The sequence below is a fragment of the Acidithrix sp. C25 genome, assembly GCF_904848545.2.
Map to the genome: position 1 here is coordinate 180,146 of NZ_CAJHCI020000002.1, position 23,223 is coordinate 203,368.

20 protein-coding genes and 2 pseudogenes are annotated in these 23,223 nt (G+C 47.7%); 9 read left to right on the top strand and 13 right to left on the bottom strand.

The features are described from left to right. Nucleotides 1–94 precede the first annotated feature (94 nt). Both ACIDITHRIX25_RS94045 and ACIDITHRIX25_RS94050 read right to left on the bottom strand, forming a co-directional pair. Nucleotides 95–1,182: pseudogene (locus ACIDITHRIX25_RS94045) on the bottom strand (IS630 family transposase). A gap of 345 nt (nucleotides 1,183–1,527) precedes the next feature. Further along, nucleotides 1,528–2,262: a PIG-L deacetylase family protein gene (locus ACIDITHRIX25_RS94050; RefSeq protein WP_052605344.1), complete on the bottom strand. Its 735-nt coding sequence runs from the start codon at nucleotides 2,260–2,262 to the stop codon at nucleotides 1,528–1,530. A 1,587-nt stretch (nucleotides 2,263–3,849) separates the two neighbouring features. On the opposite strand from ACIDITHRIX25_RS94050, the gene ACIDITHRIX25_RS94055 reads away from it, so the two are divergent. The 4 genes from ACIDITHRIX25_RS94055 (at nucleotide 3,850) to ACIDITHRIX25_RS94070 (ending at nucleotide 6,621) form a co-directional block, all read left to right on the top strand. Next, nucleotides 3,850–4,314: a peroxiredoxin gene (locus tag ACIDITHRIX25_RS94055; RefSeq protein WP_052605345.1), complete on the top strand. Its 465-nt coding sequence runs from the start codon at nucleotides 3,850–3,852 to the stop codon at nucleotides 4,312–4,314. 179 nt (nucleotides 4,315–4,493) lie between these two features. Then, nucleotides 4,494–5,369 (top strand): cytochrome c oxidase assembly protein, encoded by an 876-nt coding sequence (locus tag ACIDITHRIX25_RS94060; protein ID WP_052605346.1) that lies wholly within the window; start codon nucleotides 4,494–4,496, stop codon nucleotides 5,367–5,369. A 680-nt stretch (nucleotides 5,370–6,049) separates the two neighbouring features. After that, nucleotides 6,050–6,295: an IS3 family transposase gene (locus tag ACIDITHRIX25_RS94065; RefSeq protein ID WP_201733579.1), complete on the top strand. Its 246-nt coding sequence runs from the start codon at nucleotides 6,050–6,052 to the stop codon at nucleotides 6,293–6,295. A gap of 53 nt (nucleotides 6,296–6,348) precedes the next feature. After that, on the top strand, nucleotides 6,349–6,621 hold the full coding sequence (locus ACIDITHRIX25_RS94070; RefSeq protein WP_201733040.1) for a hypothetical protein: 273 nt from the start codon (nucleotides 6,349–6,351) through the stop codon (nucleotides 6,619–6,621). A gap of 67 nt (nucleotides 6,622–6,688) precedes the next feature. On the opposite strand, the gene ACIDITHRIX25_RS94075 is transcribed toward ACIDITHRIX25_RS94070, so the two are convergent. The 5 genes from ACIDITHRIX25_RS94075 to ACIDITHRIX25_RS94095 all read right to left on the bottom strand — a co-directional run bounded on the left by ACIDITHRIX25_RS94075 (nucleotide 6,689) and on the right by ACIDITHRIX25_RS94095 (nucleotide 8,466). Then, a complete protein-coding gene (locus ACIDITHRIX25_RS94075; RefSeq protein WP_213333439.1) occupies nucleotides 6,689–6,937 on the bottom strand; it encodes a hypothetical protein in 249 nt (82 codons plus the stop codon). Nucleotides 6,938–7,185: 248 nt separating this feature from the next. Further along, nucleotides 7,186–7,425 (bottom strand): hypothetical protein, encoded by a 240-nt coding sequence (locus tag ACIDITHRIX25_RS94080; RefSeq protein WP_052605349.1) that lies wholly within the window; start codon nucleotides 7,423–7,425, stop codon nucleotides 7,186–7,188. A 52-nt stretch (nucleotides 7,426–7,477) separates the two neighbouring features. Next, nucleotides 7,478–7,792, bottom strand: coding sequence for a hypothetical protein (locus tag ACIDITHRIX25_RS94085; protein WP_052605476.1), 315 nt, complete (start codon nucleotides 7,790–7,792; stop codon nucleotides 7,478–7,480). Nucleotides 7,793–7,807: 15 nt separating this feature from the next. Then, nucleotides 7,808–8,053: a hypothetical protein gene (locus ACIDITHRIX25_RS94090; RefSeq protein WP_052605351.1), complete on the bottom strand. Its 246-nt coding sequence runs from the start codon at nucleotides 8,051–8,053 to the stop codon at nucleotides 7,808–7,810. Continuing rightward, entirely contained in the window at nucleotides 8,050–8,466 is a 417-nt protein-coding gene (locus ACIDITHRIX25_RS94095; RefSeq protein ID WP_201733042.1) for an ACP S-malonyltransferase, read from the bottom strand. Before ACIDITHRIX25_RS94095 ends, ACIDITHRIX25_RS94090 begins: the two co-directional genes overlap by 4 nt. Before the next feature lie 669 nt (nucleotides 8,467–9,135). On the opposite strand from ACIDITHRIX25_RS94095, the pseudogene ACIDITHRIX25_RS94100 reads away from it, so the two are divergent. From ACIDITHRIX25_RS94100 to ACIDITHRIX25_RS94120, 5 genes and pseudogenes are all read left to right on the top strand, one after another. Beyond that, nucleotides 9,136–9,651: pseudogene (locus ACIDITHRIX25_RS94100) on the top strand (IS607 family transposase); the annotation flags it as partial. Nucleotides 9,652–10,081: 430 nt separating this feature from the next. Then, entirely contained in the window at nucleotides 10,082–11,248 is a 1,167-nt protein-coding gene (locus ACIDITHRIX25_RS94105) for an acetyl-CoA C-acyltransferase (protein ID WP_052605353.1), read from the top strand. A gap of 226 nt (nucleotides 11,249–11,474) precedes the next feature. Continuing rightward, entirely contained in the window at nucleotides 11,475–12,191 is a 717-nt protein-coding gene (locus ACIDITHRIX25_RS94110) for a histidine phosphatase family protein (protein ID WP_200891221.1), read from the top strand. 2 nt (nucleotides 12,192–12,193) lie between these two features. Further along, the gene (locus tag ACIDITHRIX25_RS94115) at nucleotides 12,194–12,691 is read left to right on the top strand and encodes a DUF3090 family protein (RefSeq protein WP_052605354.1); all 498 of its coding nucleotides are present in this window, start codon (nucleotides 12,194–12,196) and stop codon (nucleotides 12,689–12,691) included. Then, nucleotides 12,652–13,374 (top strand): SCO1664 family protein, encoded by a 723-nt coding sequence (locus ACIDITHRIX25_RS94120; RefSeq protein WP_201733043.1) that lies wholly within the window; start codon nucleotides 12,652–12,654, stop codon nucleotides 13,372–13,374. The genes ACIDITHRIX25_RS94115 and ACIDITHRIX25_RS94120 overlap by 40 nt, the downstream gene beginning before the upstream one ends. A 43-nt stretch (nucleotides 13,375–13,417) precedes the next feature. On the opposite strand, the gene ACIDITHRIX25_RS94125 is transcribed toward ACIDITHRIX25_RS94120, so the two are convergent. The 6 genes from ACIDITHRIX25_RS94125 to ACIDITHRIX25_RS94150 all read right to left on the bottom strand — a co-directional run bounded on the left by ACIDITHRIX25_RS94125 (nucleotide 13,418) and on the right by ACIDITHRIX25_RS94150 (nucleotide 23,215). After that, entirely contained in the window at nucleotides 13,418–16,930 is a 3,513-nt protein-coding gene (locus ACIDITHRIX25_RS94125) for a putative bifunctional diguanylate cyclase/phosphodiesterase (protein ID WP_201733044.1), read from the bottom strand. A 1,158-nt stretch (nucleotides 16,931–18,088) separates the two neighbouring features. Then, nucleotides 18,089–19,054, bottom strand: a complete 966-nt coding sequence (locus ACIDITHRIX25_RS94130; protein WP_201733045.1) for an electron transfer flavoprotein subunit alpha/FixB family protein — start codon at nucleotides 19,052–19,054, stop codon at nucleotides 18,089–18,091. 141 nt (nucleotides 19,055–19,195) lie between these two features. Continuing rightward, on the bottom strand, nucleotides 19,196–19,972 hold the full coding sequence (locus ACIDITHRIX25_RS94135) for an electron transfer flavoprotein subunit beta/FixA family protein (protein WP_052607104.1): 777 nt from the start codon (nucleotides 19,970–19,972) through the stop codon (nucleotides 19,196–19,198). A 41-nt stretch (nucleotides 19,973–20,013) separates the two neighbouring features. Then, a complete protein-coding gene (locus ACIDITHRIX25_RS94140) occupies nucleotides 20,014–20,730 on the bottom strand; it encodes a glycerophosphodiester phosphodiesterase (RefSeq protein WP_201733046.1) in 717 nt (238 codons plus the stop codon). 24 nt (nucleotides 20,731–20,754) lie between these two features. Further along, a complete protein-coding gene (locus tag ACIDITHRIX25_RS94145; RefSeq protein ID WP_201733047.1) occupies nucleotides 20,755–22,242 on the bottom strand; it encodes a sensor histidine kinase in 1,488 nt (495 codons plus the stop codon). Nucleotides 22,243–22,339: 97 nt separating this feature from the next. Continuing rightward, a complete protein-coding gene (locus ACIDITHRIX25_RS94150) occupies nucleotides 22,340–23,215 on the bottom strand; it encodes a histidinol-phosphatase (protein ID WP_201733048.1) in 876 nt (291 codons plus the stop codon). Nucleotides 23,216–23,223: the final 8 nt, after the last annotated feature.

The following is a 23,223-nucleotide window of genomic DNA, read 5'->3' on the forward strand; positions in this document are numbered from 1 at the left end:
GTGACCTAAGCTCTGCACGGAGCTTATAGAAAAAGCAAACGGGCCCTTGGTAAGATTTTACTTTAGATGATTGCTAGTGTCCCTAGTCATAAATTCACTTAGTAAATGGTCCGAGGTACTTTTCCATGGATTTGAAGATCTCGTCAGCCGTCTTATGCCATCTAAAAGGACGAGGATTCTCATTCCAGGTTTCCGTCCATTTTGTAATAGCTGCAATAAGTTGCTTTTCTGACTTGTGTGTTGACCTCTGCAACATCTTGGTAGTTAGTTCAGAAAACCATCGCTCTACAAGATTCATCCACGATGAATAGGTGGGAGTAAAGTGAAAGTGAAAGCGTGGGTGCTCAAGGTTCCATTTACGCACTGTATCGGTCTTATGGGTGACGTAGTTATCCATAATGAGATGGACCTCTAGATCTTTTGGTACCTCTTTGTCAATGAGATCTAGAAATGAGATGAACTCAACTGCACGATGTGCAGTTGTCGTCTGTGTTATGACCTTTCCAGATGCTGTGTCAAGAGCAGCATAGAGATTGGTTGTTCCATGTCTTATGTAGTCATGTGTTTGACGCTCCGGTACAAAGGGAGTCATTGGAAGAACTGGTTGTGTCCGGTCAAGTGACAAGTATTTGTGTCTTCTCATCGACACATAGCACAAGTGCTGCTTCCGGGGGATTGAGATAGAGTCCAACTACATCTCGAACCTTTGAAGTAAAGTTAGGGTCGTTAGATATGTTGTAGTACTCAATGAGATGGGGTTTTAGTCCAAAGGTTCTCCATATACGAGAGACTTCTCGATTGAGAGACGCCAGCAACTCTTGCCATCTCAGTTGTTGACCACTGTGTAGCGTTCTTTGGCTCTGTGGTTGTAGTAAGACGAATGATCTCAGCTATCTTGTCATCGTCATGGATTCTTGGGGTTCCACTTCGTGGAGCATCAGATAGAACTGATACCCCAAAGAGAGAGAACCTCTTCCTCCACTTAGAGACAGTAAAGCTTGAGACACCGGACAATTCAACGATCTCTTCGTGGCTAAGGCCATCAGCTGCGCCAAGAGCAATCTTGGCACGAGTTACATGAGACTGTGGCGAGGTTGTAGCACGGATTACACCCTCTAGGAACTTTCTGTCGTTGTCTGAAAGAACAACCTTGTATGCCGGTCGACCGATCTTCTTTTCCATTACTCTCCTAAGTGTAGTGAAATGTACCTCTGTATAGGTAAAACACTACAAATAGGGATTAATTCCTTATTTAAATGAATTTATGACTATGGACACTAGCTAGGTGCCCAGTAACTGCACATTAAGCAATTGCGCACGTAGCGACTACCCGTCTAGCAATAGAATTCAGAATCAAAGAAGCCACGTCCAAAAGCGCCTCGAAAAGAAAGCGACGATCAACTCCGATGAGGCCACGACTAACGACAGGACCTTAAGGACAAGGGCATAGAGACCCATGGTCTCTATGCCAAAACAACAAACCCACTAAATAGAAGATGACACAAACATCCCAGCAGGCAAATCGCTCTAGAAGCTAGCTACGTAGAATAGTTCCGCAAGCTTACCGTCCTCTAGGCCAGCATACAATGCAGATCTCGACCCCCACTGACCGAGCATATCCGCGAGCTTCTCTGGAGTTGGAAGTTGGCTCTTGTGCTCATGCAGAGCCTTCAACTTGAGTTCAAACGTTCCTGTGATATCAACTGCAAAATTCGACCTTGGGCTTGCCATCATCAAAATCTGGCTCACACTGTGAGGCTCAAAACCTTCATCGATCAATTGAGGAAACGCAAATGGGTTTCTCGAATCAGGATAGATCGCCCTTAGAGCCGCCTCACCGGTAGCCAAATGGTCAGGGTGGGACGCCGGCATCCTCTCATAGTTTCTTTCAGGAGACTGGCATATAACCGTGTCGGGACGAACTCTCCGTATAGCTCGAGATATACCCTTCCTTAGCTCCAAGCTAGGCTCGACTTCGCCATCGATGAATCCAAGAAACTCTATCGAGGAGACGCCATAGACGTCACCAGCGCGCGTCTGTTCCAACTGACGAATCCCTGGAATCTCCGACCTATCAATCGTCCTATCAAAGCCACCGGCTTCGCCTGAGGTAGCAAGGCAATAGTGAATCTCGATACCGCTTTGGATCCACTTCGCTATAGTTCCACCCGCCCCAAAATCTGCGTCGTCGGGATGAGCGGCAACCACAAGAACGACCTTGGGCGCCTGAATCTCTACTGCTTTAAAACTTGAACTTTCCATGCTATATAGCCTAGGTGAATAGGCAAAAAGTTACCACACCGAGCTATTCCAAGATCGAATATCGATTTCGATCGAACCATAGGTAACTACAATTCATCCAGCTACTCCCTAGTAGCCTAGGAGACTATTGCGCAATTCATAGATCGACTCTTTCGGGTGGTATCTTTTGACTCAGAATGAAGTTGCTATGCCTTATCTAGCATTAAGTGCGGAGCTTTAAATCCAAAACAGCTAAAGATCTACTTATGCAATTGTCTCCGTGCGACATGAGGTTGCCGAATTTAACGCTTCGAAAAGGAGGAACTTGTCATTCAGCTGGCAAAGCCCACCGACACATGCCAGAGGAGTAATTCTCTGGTATGGAGCTGTCGGAAAAGTACCCACGGGGAATCTCATAGGCCAAATCCGTGAGGTGAAGCCGACACTGCCAGCAACAAGGCCCTAAGGGGCCAGACAATAAGGGACCAGACAGCATGGAGGTGGGCCTAGCTGGGTATGAGCAACATATGTGAACTGCTGGTTAAAGATCGTTATTGCAAACAAGCCAAAGTTGCTGATGGGCTTGGACCAAAAGCTACCTGCGACGGTCGCATCAGTGGAGATTGGATGCGCGCTGACAACAATTCCCTCCGGTGAAAAGGCAGGCCCTAACCCCAGCGTATATTATTTCGGTGGAACATTTCTAAGTCGCTATCTCCGCCCAAGCAATTGGGCAAGCCCCCCCAAGGAAGGCCGATGGGGATGTGAGCATAAGGATTGGATACAAAGCGAAACGCGCTCTTGTAATGCGACGGATACACCTTGAGACATTACCTAACACGGAGCCAAGCAGACTTCCCCGCCGTGCCAAGGTGTGAAATGGTCTTAGTTGCGAGATGGTCTTAGTTGCGAGATGATTCATAGAACCTCATAGGCTATGAAGGCAAATGAACATGGCTAACGCCACGTGTGGCCCTACTGACGAAACCAATTGGGATAAGATCGACTGGTCGAAGCTCAACAGTAACGTCAAGAGGCTGCAAACCTACGTCGTAAAGGCTATGCATCCAAGGCAAATTGGTAACTGTATGACCGGGTCCCAAAAGGGGCCTTCATAAGGCTTGATCCCAGTGCGATGAAAGTTGCCCGCTAGGATCTTAAGGAGGCACGGCTCAGCAATGAGTCGTGCCTACCCGACTAGAAAATCATACATTTCGATTGTTACCCGAATAGCCAAAACAAAAGACACCCACGGCCAGCGAAGTTGCCTATAACCAGTTCTCTTATGTTTGACCCAACAGCTATACCCCAAGAAGAACGAAGCTACAACATCTGCCGGTAAATCTGAAAAGAAATAGTATATTTAGCCAGAACTTTAATTCGTGGCGCTCAATGAAATGCGCTCGTAGCCCTTTAGATACCACCATTTGAGACGACCTAGCTTCAAATGGTAAAAAACAGGAATGCACCATCTGTAGTCGTAGCAGCGAAGTTTAGACTAAAAGTTACCGGTACCTCCAATTGTTTCTTTCTCATTATTGCTGGCCATCAAGAACTTTATACAGTTCAATTAATCTAGTTTTAATCAAAATCCCAAGAAGGACCCAAATGACTCCAAAATTAAGCCCTGGTGATCTCGCACCAAACTTCACGCTCAAAAATCAGTTCGACCAAGAGGTCTCTCTCAATGACTTTCGCGGCAATAGGGTGATCATATACTTTTATCCAAAAGACTTTACTCCTGGTTGCACCCAAGAAGCTTGCGACTTTAGGGACTTCGTCTTCAGCGTTGATGGTCCGAATAAAATCATTGGCATCTCTCCAGATTCAGTAGATAAACACCGGAAATTCGCAACCGAATTCTCACTCGACTTCGACCTATTGAGCGACTCCGACACTACAGTAATGGCTCAATGGGGTGCCTACGGAGAAAAACAAAACTATGGAAAGACTGTAATTGGGGTAATTAGAAGCACATTTGTCATAGATCCCTCAGGTTACATAACCGATGCCCTCTATGGCGTAAAGGCTAAGGGCCATGGAGCGCGCATCGCTAAACTACTGGGAATCTAATTCAAAGGCTAGACAATTCAAAGACGAGGTATTCGCCAAAGATGTAGCCGCATTTTCAGCGATAGGTGGGCACTACTTGTACTTTACGAAACCGCCGGTTACAAAAACTGGCGCATAACACCTTGTAGGCGATTTAGTAGGTACCATTAGAAATCCATCGGATATAGACTCCTAAACCAATGGTCCTATTCTTAGCCCAACTATCCCCATCTGTAACCATCAACCAACTACTTACAGGCTTTCAATTAGACCCGTTGTCGATACTTGCCGACGCAGCCCTGGTGGCAACAGCCATACTCTACATATTAGGAGTAAGAAGGCTCGCAAAACGAAACCGAATTTGGTCTAAATGGAGAACGCTCTCATTTATGGGGTCCCTCTTCACCATCTTTTTCGCTGTCGGATCTGGATTCGCTAGCTACGACGACTCCGTATTTTGGATGCATGTCATCCAACATCTACTTTTGATGAACGCTGCTCCAATAATGCTTGTGTTGTCAGCGCCGGTAACTCTAGCGCTACAAGCTTCTAATCGAAGCACGACTACTTCAATCCTAAAGATAATCAACTCACGATATATCAGCTTCTGGTCATTTCCGATAGTTGCGTGGCTGAGCAACTGGGTCACAATGTATGCCTACTTTTTGACCCCCCTATATAGCCTCTCAATTAGGCATCCTCTTTTTCACTACTACACCCATCTTCACTTTTTGATAGCGGGATTCTTCTTTTGGAGCGTAGTTCTCGGTCTAGATCCAGCCAAACATCGCCTTTCATTCGGAGCCAAGCTCGCCTTTTTATTGACCGGAATCCCTTTCGGTTCATTCTTGGGAATCGCCATTATGCAAAGTTCGAGATCCATTGACCCGGCGGCTAATACCCTGACCGATACTCACATGGGTGGATCAATCCTTTGGATCTTTGGCGAAATCTTCACATTTGCTGCTATCGGCATAATCTTTGTTCAGTGGTCCCGCGCTGAAGAGCGTTCAGCCAAACGCCTCGACCGAGAACTCTATCCCGATTCAATGCCGCCCTATCAACCAAATTCCTAGACAAGCGACAACGACAGTACTAAAAACCCTGGCTCCATAGCCATAAAGATAGAAGTTACCTTTCAATTCACCGAGATCGCTTTTGGATTTACCCGATTGTAAATTCACCACACCTTCAAATTGGAAAAAGCCAACATGCCCGTGGAAGGCTCCCATTTAATTGATCCGCTACCAATATCAGCTTTGTATCCATAATGTAGATGGAGGAAATTAATGTGAAGTCCAAAAGGCATACCCGTTCTCCTCAAGGTAAGCAGGGCGCAGGTGTGTAAGAAGATCGCCGAAGGGGACAAGATGCTAAATGACGGTGCAACCATAAGTGAAGTTGCCGCTTTGCCATAAAAGCCCTAAGGCGCTGCAGTTACCGAGACGACCTGGTACCGATGGAAGGGTACCTACGCTGCATTGAAGGGAACCAAAGTAAAGCTTACTCAAGGAACTTGAATCTAAAGAACCGTCGCCTAAAGAACATCGTTGTCGACCTAACTCTTGATGTCGCAATGGCCAAGGAGGCGACGATAAGAAACTTCTAACCCCGAATCGTCGTCGTATGGTAGTTCACAAACTACAGATACGATTCGGGGTTTCTAAAGAGACGAGCCTGCAAAGTAGCAGGTCAAAATCGTTCTACGCAGCGTACCGTAGCACCTGAACGCAAAAGTGCAGATCTAGACGAAGAGATCACGCAATTCCTTAGAACGTTTGTCCTAGAACACAAAGCTCAAGGTTACAAAAGAGCATATCGCTACGTCATAGACAAGGGATACCATGTCAATATCAAAAAGGTAAGGTCTCTTTGGCAACAAGCCGGCTTGAAGGTACCCTATAAAAATAAGAAGAAGTCGACCGTTGGAAATCCAAACGTTTGGATTTCCAACGGTATCGGTATCCGTCATTCATCCTTCCCGAGCTATGACATCGATTGAGCACAATTTGGTCTCCTTGGTATATAGTTATGGCAGATTGTTGGATAACAGGTTTGGTAGATGTCTTAAAGAACATATTGATTTGGGAAGAACGTGGCTGTGGGCGCGATGTGATCCTGAACCGTGTCGTCCGAATACATCCAGCTACAGATGCCTGTGGATACATTGCACTGGGCGCGCTTTATCATTGTGTAATACTGTGCGTATTCGGATCCCATTGCAATGACGCCCCACTCGCCAGGAGGGACAGTAACTTTGTAGGAGTAGCCTTCGGTTTGGCTATTGTTGATGTTGAAGCCTACCGCACTGCTGATGTCGGAGACTGATATGTTTATGGAACCGCCGATTTGCGCCGAGACCGTTACCGCGTAGTTGCATTGTTGCTGCGCAACGTTAGGTCTTGCGGTCGCGAAACCACATTGCACCCAGTCGCCTGAGTGATATCCCTGAAAGGTCTTTTGGACCTGGTAAGTCGGATAGATCTAATAGAGAGGTCTCATGTGCTCGGTTTGACTCGCTGTAGTCGCCCATGCGGCAGACCCAGTCATTCCGACCGCCACAGTCGATAACGCCAATGCCCCAATCCAACTCCGATCCAACTCCGATCCTTCCTGATATTCTTTTACTACCCACTGTGAACATCCCCCGCTCCGTTATTGGCTATCATGCTGATAGCGTTCGTCTATATGGCTCATAAAGCGAGTTCGCCTATCGTGGATAAGCCCTTGATCGATTGGTTCTGCTATAAATCATTCCATGGCAACCACATCCGTAGTCATAGAACACTGGTGGTAACGCTAACCATTTATTTTTTGCCAGACATCTGCCCAAAAGATGATTTCGAGGTCTTTTGAGCTTTAAATTCCTGGAAGATTACCCTCAAAAGACACCTAGGGTATGGTCTTTCTGGCTTGCAAAGCAAGTTGGAACAAACTGCCATACTCTAGAGTCAATGGATCTAAAAGTAGGCAAATGCAACAACTGTCCTGAAACTCACCGCCAAGACCTACAGGGATATTTGACAGGTAGAAGTCAAAGTAGTCGTAGTCAAGAACCGGAATCGGTACCGGTTTCTGAACCGGGCTAAGCGGAGCGACGGACCAAACCGGCGCACGGCCCGCTTGTGCCATATTTGTATCCAGCGCCGCTTTTACATTTTAGCCTCGCTAAAGTCCGGGCTTCCTATCTCCAATTCCAAAGGTGCGGTGCTACGCTAACTAGAAACCACACCTCAAGAAAGATTGATGTAGAAGCCAAAATAGCCCCACCAAAGACGTACAAGCGTCTCTTCGAACTGGAGTAGCTAGCGATTTTGATCTTAGCTTTTCTGTTGCGTTCCCTTCCTGCATGCAGTCGCATGAGCACCGGGAAACGATCCTCCCCATACTTGGAATGGAGGCTCCAAATAGCAAGCCCCGTATAGAAGTCCAGCAGGGGAATCGCCGTCAGAAGTATGGCCTTAGCTTTGCCTGACAGCGCTATTGCAGCATTTAACATCAGACCTTTAACCTCCTACGCACATCCATGTGAAGGCGATACCCAATAGTGCAAGCCTACCCATATATTTCTGCTGCCGCACATGGTCTGCGTCTCCCCAATGTAGCCAGCTGCTCCAAACATGGCCGCTGAGAGCGCGCCTGATACTCCAGCGATCGCGATACTGACGCCGAGAGGAACTAGTGCGGCCGTAATGACTCCATAAAGTGCTGCTCCTCCATTCAATTCGTCAACCAGGCCAGTTGCAAAGCATTGGTTCATGTACCATTGAAACCCATCCCACCCCTCAAAGCGGAAGCTCTCCCAGCCACTACACCCGCCCCCAACGAACAAATCAGGCTTAATAATTCCGCCCTTTGATGGGTATTTCGCAGAGAGTCGCACTGATGTTGAAACCCTACTGTCTTGGCGGCCATCGGTGCAGCATCGTATATCTGAATCATCTGTTTAACCGCACTGTATTCCTGCGGAGAACTCACTTTCGCGAAATCAGGCGAAAGATAAGCGAAGTAACCCCGGGTTACGACATAGGGAGAAGCCTGTGCCACCCAATCGGCGGGTAAAAGGCGACCAGAAGTGATTGAACTCGATCCAGAACCCGAACTCGCGCTTTGTGCAGATGCAGTGGTTGCACTAACGCCAATGGCGGCCGCGCTAACAGCCAATGCCCCCAAACCAACTGCGATCCTTCCTGTTATTCTTTAATACCCACTGTGAACACCCCCTCTTGCTTATTAGCTATCATGCTGATAGCGTTCGTCGATACGGCTCGTTAAACAAGTTCGCCTATCGTGGATAAGACCTTGATTTATTGATTCTGCTATAAAGCATCCCCGTGGCCACCACCACATTCGAAGCCAGCCTCCGTAGTCATAGAACACTGGTAGTAACGCTAACTATTTATTTTGCGCTCGGCATCTGCTTAAAAGATGATTTTAGGAGTTTTTCGGCCTTTATTTTTTTTGATGAAAACTTTTTAATAAATCTTGACTTACTCCAAGCTTCTGGAGAAATTATCCGATATTTCTGATGATATTGAACGATAACCTTGGCGAGTCGGAATTTTATCTCTGCGTAGATCCACAATAACTCTGGGGATCGACTGGAATTGCTTTGGTATTTGGATGCAAAGCAGTTCCCGGCGTTTGGATTAATCGATACGCCGGAACCTTTACCTACTTTCCCTTTAGTACCCGCCTTGTAAGTTGATGATCTTGGCTCCCGTAACTATCCGATTGCATATGGCATCGGCGGCGGTCGGGTCATCGATTAAACGGTGAAAGGTATCGGGAGCAAACAACAGTTGACACTTTTCTATCCAACACTTGCGATACTTAACTGTAATGGCTAATACTTACAGCATTGGTGAGTTCGCACGACGGATTGGGCGTAGTCCAAGTACAGTACGGCGATGGGAGCAAGAGGGCAAGATCACGCCCAAAAGGCTCCCTAGCGGGCATCGCTACTTCGATGAGTCTGATGTACGAGCTATGCTGGGCGGCGCTCCTGTTAGTCGAGTCACTGTCGTCTAGCGCCGAGTGAGTGGTTCAGGGCAAAAAGATGACCTGGTATCACAGGTTAAAGCTATGGAGATCTACTGTCTTAACGCTGGTATAGCTGTAGATGAGTGGACTTAGGAAATCGGCGGAGGTATGAACTTCAAACGCAAGAAGTTCCTAGCGCTTATGGATCGTATACAGCACGGAGAGATTGAACGATTAATAATCGCTCATAAAGACAGACTCGTTAGGTTTGGATTCGATCTTATCGCCCACATAGCTGAAGAATCGGGATGCGAGATAGTAGTAGTCAATCAACCATCGTGTTCACCAGAACAGGAGATGTCGGACGCGATCATTCCTAAATAATATCGACCATCCGGAATTAGATAATCAACCCAATTGAGGGATACCCATCGAAATAATTCGGCGAACTCAGCATCTTTAGGCTACTAAACATTGCCACTTTGAAGTAACCTAAATAAATAACTTCCCTAGGAGCTCAATATTTATTCATCATATAAATCAAAATATGTTAGTTCAAATCCATAAAGACAAAGAATAGCTGAAGTTTCAAAGGAGACATATCGTGCAAACCTCTAAATTACCAGCTATAAATGCATCTATCTATCTTGAGTCTTAACAAATTGGCCTAAGCTGACGCAGCCAAAATGGCCGTCATCGATAATCGCAAGAAAACTCCGCTACCTAGTGGTAACATAGGATGGCTAAGAGTTGTCAATTTGAATGTTCGGAATGGTCCGCGCTTCAAGAATTGGAATTGGTGAAAATGGAAGAAGCAGTAATTGTAGCTACGGCTAGGACGCCGATAGGACGCGCTTACAAGGGATCGCTCATCGACTACCGCGCGGATGATATGGCAGGATTCATCGTTGGCGAATTGATGAAGAAGGTGCCGAACCTTAGCCCATCGGAGATCGACGACGTTATAATTGGCTCTGCCAATCACGCTGGCGAGCAATCAATGAATCTGGGCCGAAACGTAGCAATGCTAGCTGGATTGCCCGATAGTGTTCCCGGAACAACAGTCAATCGATTTTGCGCCTCGTCCCTCCAAAGTATCAGAATGGCCTTTCATGCAATTCGGGCAGGAGAAGGGCATGCTTTCGTAGCTGGCGGAGTGGAAAGCGTTACGCGTACACTCGGAGTCGGCTTTTCCGCATCGGATATGAATCCCCGATTCACCGATACATCCCGGTCCGACTTTATAAACCTTATGTACATACCAATGGGGTTGACGGCTGAAAACGTCGCCGACCAGTATGGCGTAAGTCGAAACGAGATGGACGAATTCGCCAAGCTCTCACAAGATCGCGCAGTCGAGGCACAGAACAACGGATTCTTCGAAAGAGAGATATCTCCGGTTACGCTTCCCAATGGGACCATCGTCTCCAAGGACGACGGCCCGCGCGCTGGGACCACAGTCGAAGCACTTTCGACACTCAAACCTGTATTTAGACCAGATGGAAGAGTTACCGCTGGCAATGCATGTCCCCTAAACGACGGGGCTGCAGCAGTAATGGTGATGTCCAAGTCGCGCGCACAGGCACTTGGAATCAAGCCACTCGCTAGAATTATCGCATCTGCCGTCAGTGGCCTTGCTCCAGAGATAATGGGTGTTGGCCCGATCGAAGCGATTGCCAAGGTCCTATCTCTAGCAAACATGAAGATCTCAGATATCGACATAGTCGAATTGAATGAAGCCTTTGCTGCACAGGTAATTCCGATCGCTCGTGAGGTTGGCATTTCAATCGAAGATCAACTCAACCCTCACGGTGGTGCAATCGCCCTAGGCCATCCATTTGGAATGACAGGCGCCCGCATTATGACCACCCTTCTAAATGATCTTTCTACGCTTGACAAGACATTCGGTCTTGAAACCATGTGTATTGGCGGCGGCCAAGGAATGGCAATGATTGTCGAGCGACTCAACTAGAAGATATCGACCACATGGCAATATTAGCTTAGGAGATTCAATCTGTTAGCTATTGTCTACATCGATAGTAGGTCAAACTTCTAGGGATCTCTCGTCTCCTTGGAAGTTTGACCATTACCGCCCTCGCAATATGTCGGGGGCGGTTCTATTAAGATCGCCAATCCCTGTAGGATGTTTCCAGGTAAATTCAAAACATTTTGAGACTCTCACTAAAGATCGAGGCACCTTGGAGAACCAACATATCGAGAACCAACCCATTGTCGTTGATTCTCCCAAAGATACAGAGATCTCAAATAGCTCCGATCAAGGCGACAAAGAACCAAAAGAAACTTCAACCACGTTACTTCTCATTCGCCACGGCAAGACGCCAACCACTGGAACGACGCTTCCCGGACGGGCCCCTGGGTTGCATCTCTCAGAAGAAGGAGCCGAACAAGCAAATCAATTGATAGGTACGCTCCGCTCCATTGAGATAGACGCCGTCCTAACCTCTCCACTTGAGCGAGCCAAAGAGACAGCTCAACCACTGTGTCTCGATCGCCAAATTGAAGCAATAGTCGATCAACGAATCATAGAGTGTGACTTCGGCGATTGGACCGGACGAAGGTTAAATGAACTCTCAAGGCTTCCGGAGTGGAGAGTGGTCCAGGCTGCCCCAAGTAAATTCAGATTTCCCAATGGCGAATCTTTCAGAGAGATGTCAGAGAGAATGATCGACTTCTTGGACTTTGTGCACCAAAGATACAACGGGAAGACGGTCGCAGCCTTCACCCACGCAGATCCAGTAAAAGCTCTTATCGCACATTGCTTGGGTCTGCACCTTGACGCCTTTCAAAAGGTAATAATTTCAACAGCTGGAGTTAGCGCCATCTCCATAACCAATACGTCCAACTACGCTTTGTATGTGAATACAACAGCAAAACCCAATATGAAAGTCTCCTAAAATTGCCAATCGAACGCCACTTTAGAATGCCAATAGAAGTCGCCTTAGGTGCTATCGGAGAGCCTGGCAATAGAGTCTTCATTCTGCAAATTCGCGAGCCTGGCGAGCAACTCACTCTCAAGCTCGAAAAGACACAGGTAGCTGGGCTCATACAGTACATTGCTTTGATCTTGGGCGAGATTGATCGACTCGGTCACCTCCCTAAGGCCTTCCCTATCGAACCTCCAATCGAACCAGAATTTGCTATAGGTGAGATCGGGGTGGCCCATCTCGAAGCCGAAGATGAGGTAATCATCGAACTCTCCGAGCTCAGCCCCCAGGATGAAGAGGGTTCGTCTGTCGTATTGACAATTTCAAAAGAACTAGCCGGTACAATTGCAATTCAAGGTACCGAACTCATTGAAGCGGGTCGCCCGACTTGTCCGCTTTGTGGGTTTGCCATAGAACCAGAAGGACATCCTTGCCCGAGAACAAATGGATACAGGGCACCGACGCCCTAAATCTCCTAGGAACTGGATCGATTGAAGTTATAGGTCGAATGCCCTATAGCTCTAATGCCACGCTCTTAGTAAAGATCCAGGGAGAAGGCGACGAAATAGCGGCTATCTATAAGCCGCACCAAGGAGAACGGCCCCTGTGGGACTTTCCCGATGGCCTATACCAGCGTGAAGTAGCAGCATATCGACTCTCTGAATCTCTCGGATGGGATCTAATACCGCCCACCATAATTCGCTATGATGCTCCCTATGGAGTCGGATCCCTTCAACTTTTTATAGATGCTCGCTTTGATGAGCACTATTTCACACTTATGGATCGTCCCGAGCTTGCCTCGACCTTCATCCGCTTTTGTGTCTTTGACCTGATCGCCAACAATACGGATCGAAAATCTGGCCACATTTTAATCGATAAAAATGATCACCTATGGGGCATCGATAACGGATTAACGTTTCACGAAGATTCCAAGTTGAGAACTGTGATTTGGGAATTTGGTGGCGCTCAAATCCCAGAACAAGACCGGGAACTTCTAAGAAAAAATTCCAGTGAGATATCGGAATCATTGTCAGAATTAATCAGCGAGGTCGAACTAGAGGCACTTTCAAGGAGAATAAGGTACGTCATCTCAAAGAAAAAACTACCCGAGCTAGATCCAGAGTATCGCCCATATCCGTGGCCCCTCGTCTGATTACCTAACCGCTACCCAAGTTCATCGTCAACTTCAGGGTAAATCAGTAGATGGTGCGAGAGCCCAAAGTGTCAGAAAAACGAGCGTCAATGATTTCCGTTTCGATAGGAACGCTTATCTCTTCCAATGCAGGTGCAATGTAATAACCTTGCGCGAATGTGCAGCCAATCGAGGCTAAAAGTTCTAGCTGCATCTTGGTCTCAACACCTTCGGCGACCGTGCTTACTCCAAGCGCGTCACACATGGCCACAATTGCAGAAGCGATCTGACGCGAATCGTCCGCCTCCAATTTTGCAACAAATTGCTTATCAATCTTTACGATATCTGGTGCGAGTGAAGAGAGCTGAGCAAGCGAAGAATAGCCCGTTCCGAAATCGTCAATCGAGATCAATACGCCAATGCTTTGCAGGTCACGGAGCAAGGGAGCTATCTCAGAGGGGTAGCGCATCATCTCGCTCTCTGTAATCTCCAAGACCAGTTCGCCTTTCGAAAGATTTTTAGATGCTATCAAATCTATGAACGAACTCCGACTCCCCGTCTCCAATTGACGCATGGAAACATTAACGGCAATAAATGGACTGCGACGCGGATCAAAAGATTGAAAGGTTCTAAGCGCCGAAACTGATGCTGAAAGTGCAAAGGCACCATGGAGATGAATCAAACCTGAATCCTCAGCAATCGGTATAAACTCATCGGGGCCAATCGTGCCAAGCTTTTTACAGTTCCACCTCATCAACGACTCATATCCTACGACCAGGCCGCTATGTATATCCAAGATGGGTTGATACGCCATGTATATCTCATCTCGAGATAGGCTCTGGCGAAGGGCTGCCTCAACAACCATTCGACGCTCTGCGCTAGACCTAAAGCTCTTGTCAAAGAATGCTACCTTCGAGCTTCTACTCTCTTTAGCCTTATACATAGCAGTGTCAGCATCTCGCAAAAGTTCGTCCCACGGTGTATCAGATAATCCTGTCGCCACACCGATACTTGCCGAAGAAAAATAGTCTTCACCATCTATTACAAATGGCTTCGCGAAATTTCGGGCAATCCTAACTCCGAAAGCTTCGGCACCCGCTTGGTCTTTAAAGCCACCCGCAACGACTATGAATTCGTCACCACCAAGTCGAGCAACCACATCTTGATCGCGCCCGGCACTTATCATCCGTTTGGCTACACTCACGAGCAGACGATCACCAACGAGGTGTCCTCTGGTATCGTTTATCAATTTAAACCGATCGAGGTCTAGGAAAAATAACGCTACCAAGCGACCATCATCTAAATTAGAGACGATCTCCAAATAGCCCTTCTCGGCCCCCCGGCGATTTAACAAGCCTGTCAAGGAGTCACGTTCAAGGGCCGCTTCAAGTTCTGATTCATTCTGCTTATGACGCGAGATATCAGCAACCACAGCGAGACGAGAGATTACATTTCCGAAGCTGTCTCGAATTGGGGATATCTTAGCAAGGCCATGAACAGTCTTGCCGTCCCCTCTTAAGAGTATCAGTTCGTGCTGCATCTCTGGGAAGCTATCCCCGCTTCCCCATTCCAGAGTCGGATCGGTAGCTGACATCGGATCCAAGAAGTCCGAGACGTAGCATCCAACGATGTCACTAGCATCTCGATCAATTAGAGCCTCCATTGCCCTATTTGCATAAGTTACGCGCCCATCTAAAGAGACAACCCATATACCTTGACCAGAGGCCTCCACGATCGATCTATATCTAGATTCGCTCTCTTCGACCTCACGCTCCATCTTGCGTCTCTCTGTCACGTCACGAGCGCTGACAACCGTAGTCGCACCGGATGAGTGTCTAACAGGAAGTCGATTGGCGACGGCTTCTAAAAGGTGGAGATTTCCTCTGTGATCTTCAATTTCAAAGAGAAGTTGATCCATCGCCCCCAAAAGGTCACCATAACCCAGCTTCTCAGTCCCACCATGGTATTGGATTACCTCGCTCATGCGTCGCCCTTCTAAGAGCGAGGGGGAGAGTCCAAGCACCTCACGGTGGCTAGGTGAAGCCCAAACGATCCTTCCATCATCAGAGATAGCCCAGACCAACTCCGACATTGCCTGAACAATAGTTGCAAACAGTGCGTCATCTTCCCGCTGACGAATCATCGTGCTGGCCTCTAGTTGACTCGAGGAGATAGAGGCAACGGCTGGATTCAACTGTGCCACAGCTTGACGCAGGCCATTTCGTTCGATCTCGCTAAATTTGGAACCATCTATCTTAGCAAATCCAATCACTCCCAAAATAGAACGACCTTGAATGATAAAGTCGATCTCATCACTTACTGGGTCCTCCCCAAGCAATTGAACTATTCGAAGTGAGATGGCATCAGATGAGGCGAAGTCCACTAAATCTATGATCCGCTCACCATTACCGATAAATAAAAGCCGGTAACCGGTTATTCCTCTTGGGCGTTCGATGAATTTAGCCCCATCCAACAGGACCGCAAGCCGCAAGCCGGACGAAAGCACTCCAAGTGCACTAGTCGTCACATCCAACAAAGATCGAAGCGAGGTCTTGCCAGTGACTCCGCTGGCAAATGACCAATTCCACGCCACCATCCACTCGCGATCTAGTCGTAAAACGGCCAAGGTTACCTGCGAGGAAAAGGCACCAAGAGCCATCAAATCCAGTCTTGAAAAAGCAAAGCTGGTCGCACTGGCTATGACCGCCGACCCGATCGGCCTTTGACCAGGTAGCGAAATAGGAACTATAGCTATCGATCGGAAGTCGCCTAGGGCTCCCAGCCTATCGACGAATTCCAAGGAGAGGCTCGGAGTAGCCACCTTTTCTTGGGAGTCATAGACGATCGCCGCCTCAGATGGAACCTCTTCGGATTTCATTACTTCGCGCAAATGTGAGAGCGAATCCTCCGCCAAAGAATTACCAAGCCGGCTAAATGACCGACAATTCGAAACAGCGTCTTCGGAGTCATCCTCTATAAAAAATTCTATGTGACTGCAATCAAAAAGTTTGTTGAGCACCTTTGCAAATTCGTAGAACAGGTCACCCTTTGAGGAAACCGTCTGCATTGACAACGCACTAGCTTCAAAGATCTCAAACCTTTTCTCGAGTGCTCTGAGTTCATCCCCCGATAGGTAATCCTCGATGGCAGCGACGACGGACGTTGTGGTGGCCACAAATTCTTCATAATCCTTGCTAGAGTGAGCCAACGAATTCTGAAAAAAATCAAACCTGACGAATAACTGATCGAATGATCTACCTTGAACTTGACTTTGGACCACAATCGCACCGTCACAAAGGTCCAAAGCACATCTATCGATCGACTCTATGGAGGTAGATTTACGAATAACAAATGCGTCGCGATCGCTAAGGCTGAAGTCACCTGACGGATCAATCTCAAAGATCTCACCATCTATCTTTGAAAGCGACAAAATCAAATAGAGGTGATTGGTAGCAAGGTCGTCTATCGAACCCAGGTAGATTGAAACCCTTTTTACCTCATCAAGGTCAAAGCCACTGGCAACATCGAGCATGCAGCGAGCAAGGCCCTTGCTCAGTCGCAACTGCGATAGGTTCAATGTTGCCCTCTTTTCAACTCGGCTGACCCTGACAGTAGCCTACTTTTAGTCTCTTGGATTACATTCATCCTTATACTTGAACTCTCAATTAAAAGCTCATAGTTACATCGACATTTGGGGGCATTAATATTATCGATTCCTAAAACATCAAAATTGAATAGATCCGGATCAACTTCGATCCTACAACCAAAAACCACAATCAGTTGTTATTCGCTACTGATCAAAGAGTCTTCGCCCTCGCTAATCTACCTCTTTAGCAAAAGCATCGCCAAGGAGCATATGCGAAAGACGACAAACGATCGACTCTGGTAGCTTTCTTCAAAATCACATTTAGATGGCCAAAGCAAGTGTCGATCTTGCCTACGCAAGTACCATCCCAAGCGGTCAACCATTGCCCAAAGAGCAGCGCTCGCAGTGATAACCAGACGAGTCAAATCAATGCGCGATAAGCTCCGGGATTACATTCGACGTTCCCATGAAAAGTAAACCTTGTTGCCATCGTCAACTAACATTGCCCATCAAAATTATCTTCCAAAAAAATCAAACTCAATCACTACCTCCAAAGCCATTCGCACTTTTCAACTGGTCAATTAGATGACTGCGCACATAGATACTTTGCTCGTTGAATAAAAATCCATCAACCCTATAAAGCAACGAGCGAAATAAAAAGCAGACCTTCAGAAGCAAAAATCCTGGTAGAAAGTGATAAATGCTATTCAAATTGAAAATCGATGCCATATTCAAAAGACGTATCCACTCCCCCATCTCTTGAGCTGGGTAGTGGAAGATAGCATAATTATTGGAGATTGAGCGCACGCGAAAGAGCCTCCGTGAATATCTTCTTTCGGCGCGATTGAGATGATGAATCAAATTCGCAAAGCCACGTTAACAACTTTGGCTCAGGAGTCAACCCCTGAGCCAAAAAAATAGATCTAACACACCAATTACCCAAAGGCCGAGGCCACTGCTATCGTTGCGCAGTTCGCGCGGTGCCTACATTTCATAGGGTTGCAAACCTAGAGGCACTCTAGATCAAGGTCCAGTTGCTTAGAACTTGGCACAACCGCATAAAAAAAGCGCAATAAACTCCTATACAAAAAATGAGGAGTTAATTCGACCTGATAGCAATCATCCGATGAAAGAAGACTCTCTGGTCGACTATCTGGCTCGGAGGGCCTCGATCAATGCAGGAAGAACCTTATGAACGTCGCCAACGATTCCCAGATCGGAGATAGAAAAGATTGGAGCCTCTTGGTCCTTATTGACCGCGATTATATTCTTCGCACCCTTCATTCCAACCATGTGCTGTGTTGCACCAGAGATACCACAGGCTATGTAGACAGTTGGCTTAACCGTCTTTCCGGTCTGACCAACCTGATAGGAATATGGCACCCATCCGGCATCTACAATCGCCCTAGATGCACCAGGGGCACCGTTGAGCAAAGAGGCGAGCTCTTCAACCATCGTATAGCTCTCTGCTTTGCCAAGTCCTCGGCCGCCTGAGACAACGATCGCCGCCTCGTCCAACTTGGGACCAGTTCTCTCTTCAACGTGGCTTTCCAGTAATTTGGCGCGACCCGCGGCACCGATATCACCAGCCTCTCGAGTGATCAAAGTCGGAGTCTTTGGATTCTGCTCAGCCACAAAGGACTTTGCTCTGATCACAAAAATACCTGGCACCTCAGAGGTGAAACGAGCGGAAACGATCTCTGATCCACCAAAGATTGCATGCTCTGAGAGCAAGTCACTGCCCTCGAGAAGAAGGTTCACAACATTAGTCAGAACTGGCGCATCGATCTTGGCAGAAAGTCGACCTGCTGCATCTCTTCCCTCATATGAAGCAGCGAAAAAGATCGCCGATGGAGCTGCTCCACCTTGAATCTCTGAGGCCATAACCGCACCAACTGTAGTTCCGGCAAGACGATTTCCGGTATCAGAGATTCCCACCACCGAATCAGCACCATATTTTGACGCCATGTCTACGAATTCGCTGCTAGGAACAGACCATGTATAGGCTACAACTTCACCAGCTAGCCTTGCTGCTGTGCTTATTAGTTCTAGCGATGCCGCCGATATGGTTGATCCAGCTGGCTCAGCCAAAACCCAGATCTTTGCTAGTGTCATTTTCAAACTCTTTCGTATCAATTCAACCTTCGAGCAACTCCCCAAAGGCAATTAAGTTAGCTAACTGATATAATTCCGTGCGCACAAAGGTGCGACTTGAGGCGGTTTATTTATTAATTCAATGCCGATTGGCGCACGAACCTAGATGACTTTAAGGCTCTCGAGGTACTCGATAATCTTGGCAAAGCCATCGCCCTCGTCCACTACCACCGTACCGGCGCCTCTAGATTCAGCCGGGCGAATCGAAGTTATAGTCTCACGGGCACCGCTTGCTCCCACGCTATCGGGAGAAAATGCTAGATCATCGATCGACAGCTTCTCAACTGGCTTAGATTTGGCGGCCATTATGCCTTTAAAGTTCGGATACCGTGGCTCAACCACCCCAGCAGTTACAGTAACTAAAGCTGGTGTTGGAACCTCAATCTCATCGAAGCCAGCCTCGGTCTGTCGAGCTACTATCAAGGATTCGCCTTTAACCTCGATCCCCTTGGCAAAGGTTACGCTAGGTAGATCCAGAAGCTCAGCAATTTGAACAGGAGTAGTTCCGGTATAGCCGTCACTCGATTCAGTCGCCGCTAAAACGAGGTCGAAAGACTCTCGACCAATCGCCTTAGCCAGTACTTTGGCTGTAGAAAGAGCATCGGAACCGGCCAGACGCGGGTCACTGATAAGGACCGCACGATGAGCCCCCATGGCTAGGGCATTTCTAAGACCCGATACCTCTTCTCCAGGGGCCATCGAAAATAATACGACCTCTCCAGCGCCGGCTTTGTCGACAAGCTGAAGGGCCATCTCCACTCCATAGGAGTCTGATTCATCCATTATCAACTTGGTATCACGTGCCAGGTTGTAATTAGCGTCCATCTTTGCGGGCGCAGCTGGATCTGGAATCTGTTTTACACAGACAGCAATTTTCATATCTCTATAATCCCTTTAATCCTCTAGTAATTGCAAATGTGCTAGGCAGCGCCTGATAGCACAGCGACAGCTGCCTCAACCTTATTTGTAATAATCCCGTCGATCCCTAACTTAGCGAGCGTAGAGACACGCTCATTTAGGTCAACAGTCCAAGCTATCACACCCAAACCGAGTTCGTGGGCGTCTTTCAAAACCTGCCCATCCAAGGAAGAATGATGTGGCAAAATATAGTTCGCCCCCATCTCAGTAGCCGCGTGACAGAGTGCGACGGCATCTGAACCAATGGATGTCAGCAGCCCAATTGCAAAATCAGGCGCTAAATTGGAAAATACCTCAAGGGCTCGAATCGAAAAGCTAGAGACCATCAAACGCGACGAACCGCCGTAATTCGATAACTCCTTGGCCAAAAGACGAGAAGTTAGCTCCGATGGGACCCAACCTACTTCCTTGGGGTCGCTTTTGATTTCAATATCCACAAACTGTCCATTTAGAATCTCGAGTGCATCGCTTAGACGAAGCAACCCGCCACCCATCGCTTTGGAGATCTCTTCAAAACTATGCTCGGCAACCGCTCCATAGCCTCGAATAACGGGGTCATGTATAACGGCCAATACGCCATCCGAAGTGGCACGCACATCTAGTTCTGCCCCATCTCCACCCTCTGGAGCTATTGACTCGAAAGCTTCCCTGGAGTTGTCAACTCTTCCAAAAGAAGCTCCCCTGTGACCAAGAATCATTGGTCTTTTCTGGTTAGTCACTTTTTCCTTCCTAAACGACGTACTTCAAAGGCTAATCCGATCAGGAACCGGAACCCTGACCCGAATATGGGCACCCTGTTGGGAACCGTAAGATATCTCTCCACAAAGCTGCGACGTCACCAAGCTATCCACTATCGAAAGGCCAAGCGACGTTATCTCCTTGGGGTTAAAACCCTCTTTAAAACCGACACCACTATCGCTTATCTCAATAACTAAAGATGCTAGCCGCCTTGAAAAAGTCAACTTTATATGGCCTGAACGCTCGCCGGCGCTTTCATCCCTTGACGAAAAGGCATGTTCGATGGAATTTTGGATCAACTCGGTCAAAATAAGAGCTAGCGGCGTTGCAACCGTAGCATCCAATTCGCCTGGGCTACCTGAAATAGTTATCTCCAAATGAAGATCTGGTGGAACTGACTCATGGGCTAAATCAACGATTGCCGAGATCACCTCCCCGAAATCGACAACATCCCCGACGTCACGGGACAAGATCTCATGGACGACAGCTATGGAGCGAATTCTCCTCTCAGCCTCTCGAAGGGCCTCTTTGCCATCTTCAGAGGTAAGTCGGCGAATCTGCAACCTAAGCAGGGAGGAAATAGTCTGGAGGTTGTTCTTTACACGATGGTGAACCTCTCGAATCGTGGCATCCTTAGATAAGAGCAACCTATCACGTCTTCGCAGTTCACTCACATCCCGCAGAAGAACTAAGGAGCCAGAATATTCACCTAGATTCAAAAGAGGAAGCGCCTGAAACATTACAGTCGTGACTGGCTTTTTCTCAATCTCTTCAACGACTGGCTCAAGATTTAGCCTCGCTCTAGCGATAACCCCAAGGTCCAACCCCAGAGAGGCAAAGGTATCTCCTACTCGCGCCACATGACTGCCAAGTCGATGCAGGGCCGAGGCTCCATTGGGCGACATGAAGGTAATTACATCATCCTCATCTACAACCATGGCACCATCGCCAACTCTCGGCGCCTCAGCTAGATCATCCGAGCTAAAAGGAAACTCACCTCGGGTAATCATATTTGCAAAGCGCTCAAACAGAGAGACATAGATCCGTTCAAGCTCACCACGAACAAGTTTTGCATTGAGTTCGTATTCACGAACCATTGCTGCCACAACGACGCCGTCATGTCTTACTGGAATACAAAAGGAGACCCGGTGCTCATCGCTATGAGGGACCCGGCTCTCTTTAAAAGCAATATGGCCAGAAGAAAGACACTGAGTAATTCCCGGAGCAGATGAGGCTGTAATTACACTTGAGACCAGGTCCTTTGGGTAAAGCGTTCGCGAGGTGGCAGGTCGAACTTGAGCGACCACCATATAGTTGAGCTCGCCCGAAGGCTGGGCTGGGTTACTCAGATCAAAGTAGGTCGGAACATAGAGAATTAAGTCCGAAAAACACAAGTCTGCCAAAAGGCCCCAAGCTGAGGTCAACTTTTGAAGATGAGCAACAACTTCCGGCGCAATTCCTGCTCGGTGCGCTAAGCCTGCGAGAGTTGTCACTACTTATTTTCCCCGCTAGTAACGCAGGTCATTGACTTATCCATAGATTTCCTACATTCCATCGTTATACCCGTCAGTCAAATGCCACAGCGATCAATCAATTAACGTTGATGGATATCTGCCTTTTTTGCCTTGCAGAAAAGGCTGTTACGCTGTCGTAACCGGCACCTTTGACCATTGATGCGACATCGTTGAATCTAAATGAGACATCTCCCAGAGAGTGAGCATCAGAAGCTGTGGTTATCTCAACGCCATTACTTGCGAATTTCGACAAAAGATAGGGTGAAGGATAGGCTTCGCCCACGGGTTTACGCCATCCAGCGCTCGACACCTCTGCCACCATCTTGCAATCACGAGCAGCTTCGGCTATTCGATCGTAGAATTCATTAGGCGTATTTGGAAACATTCCTGTTACCTTTATCAAATCAGGGTGAGCCAAAACATCCACGACCGAGGTGGCTGCCAGTTCCTCAAGGGCACGGGTATATCCCTCCCAAGCATTTTCGACCCCTAGTTCTGCCCAGTACCCCTGGACAAATGGGTCGGTGGTGTGGTCAAATGGCCAATCCCCAACCCAATGTATAGAACCAAGCAAGACGTCGAATGGATAGTCCGCCAACAATTGGGTAACCTTATCCATCGATCCTTCGTAATAATCCACCTCAAGACCCATTACGATAGGAAGACCTGCAGCTTTAGCAGCTAGACAGACCTCGACGTAACGATCAAGATCGGCTCGTGCATGGTCTTTCCAGTAGTCCTGCATCAAAGTTCGCATCGGAGTATCAGGGTAGCGCTTGAAGAAATCCCCTAGAACCTTATCCGTCTGAGAAAAACGAAAGAGATGTTCAGTTACAGCGATCTCAACGACGCCATTAGCTTGAGCTTTTTCTAAATATTGGGCTAGATACTCAACGGTGGGGTCAACATCGCGCTGTCCGTGCGGCCATAGATGGAGATGGTAATCTATCACGACAATTC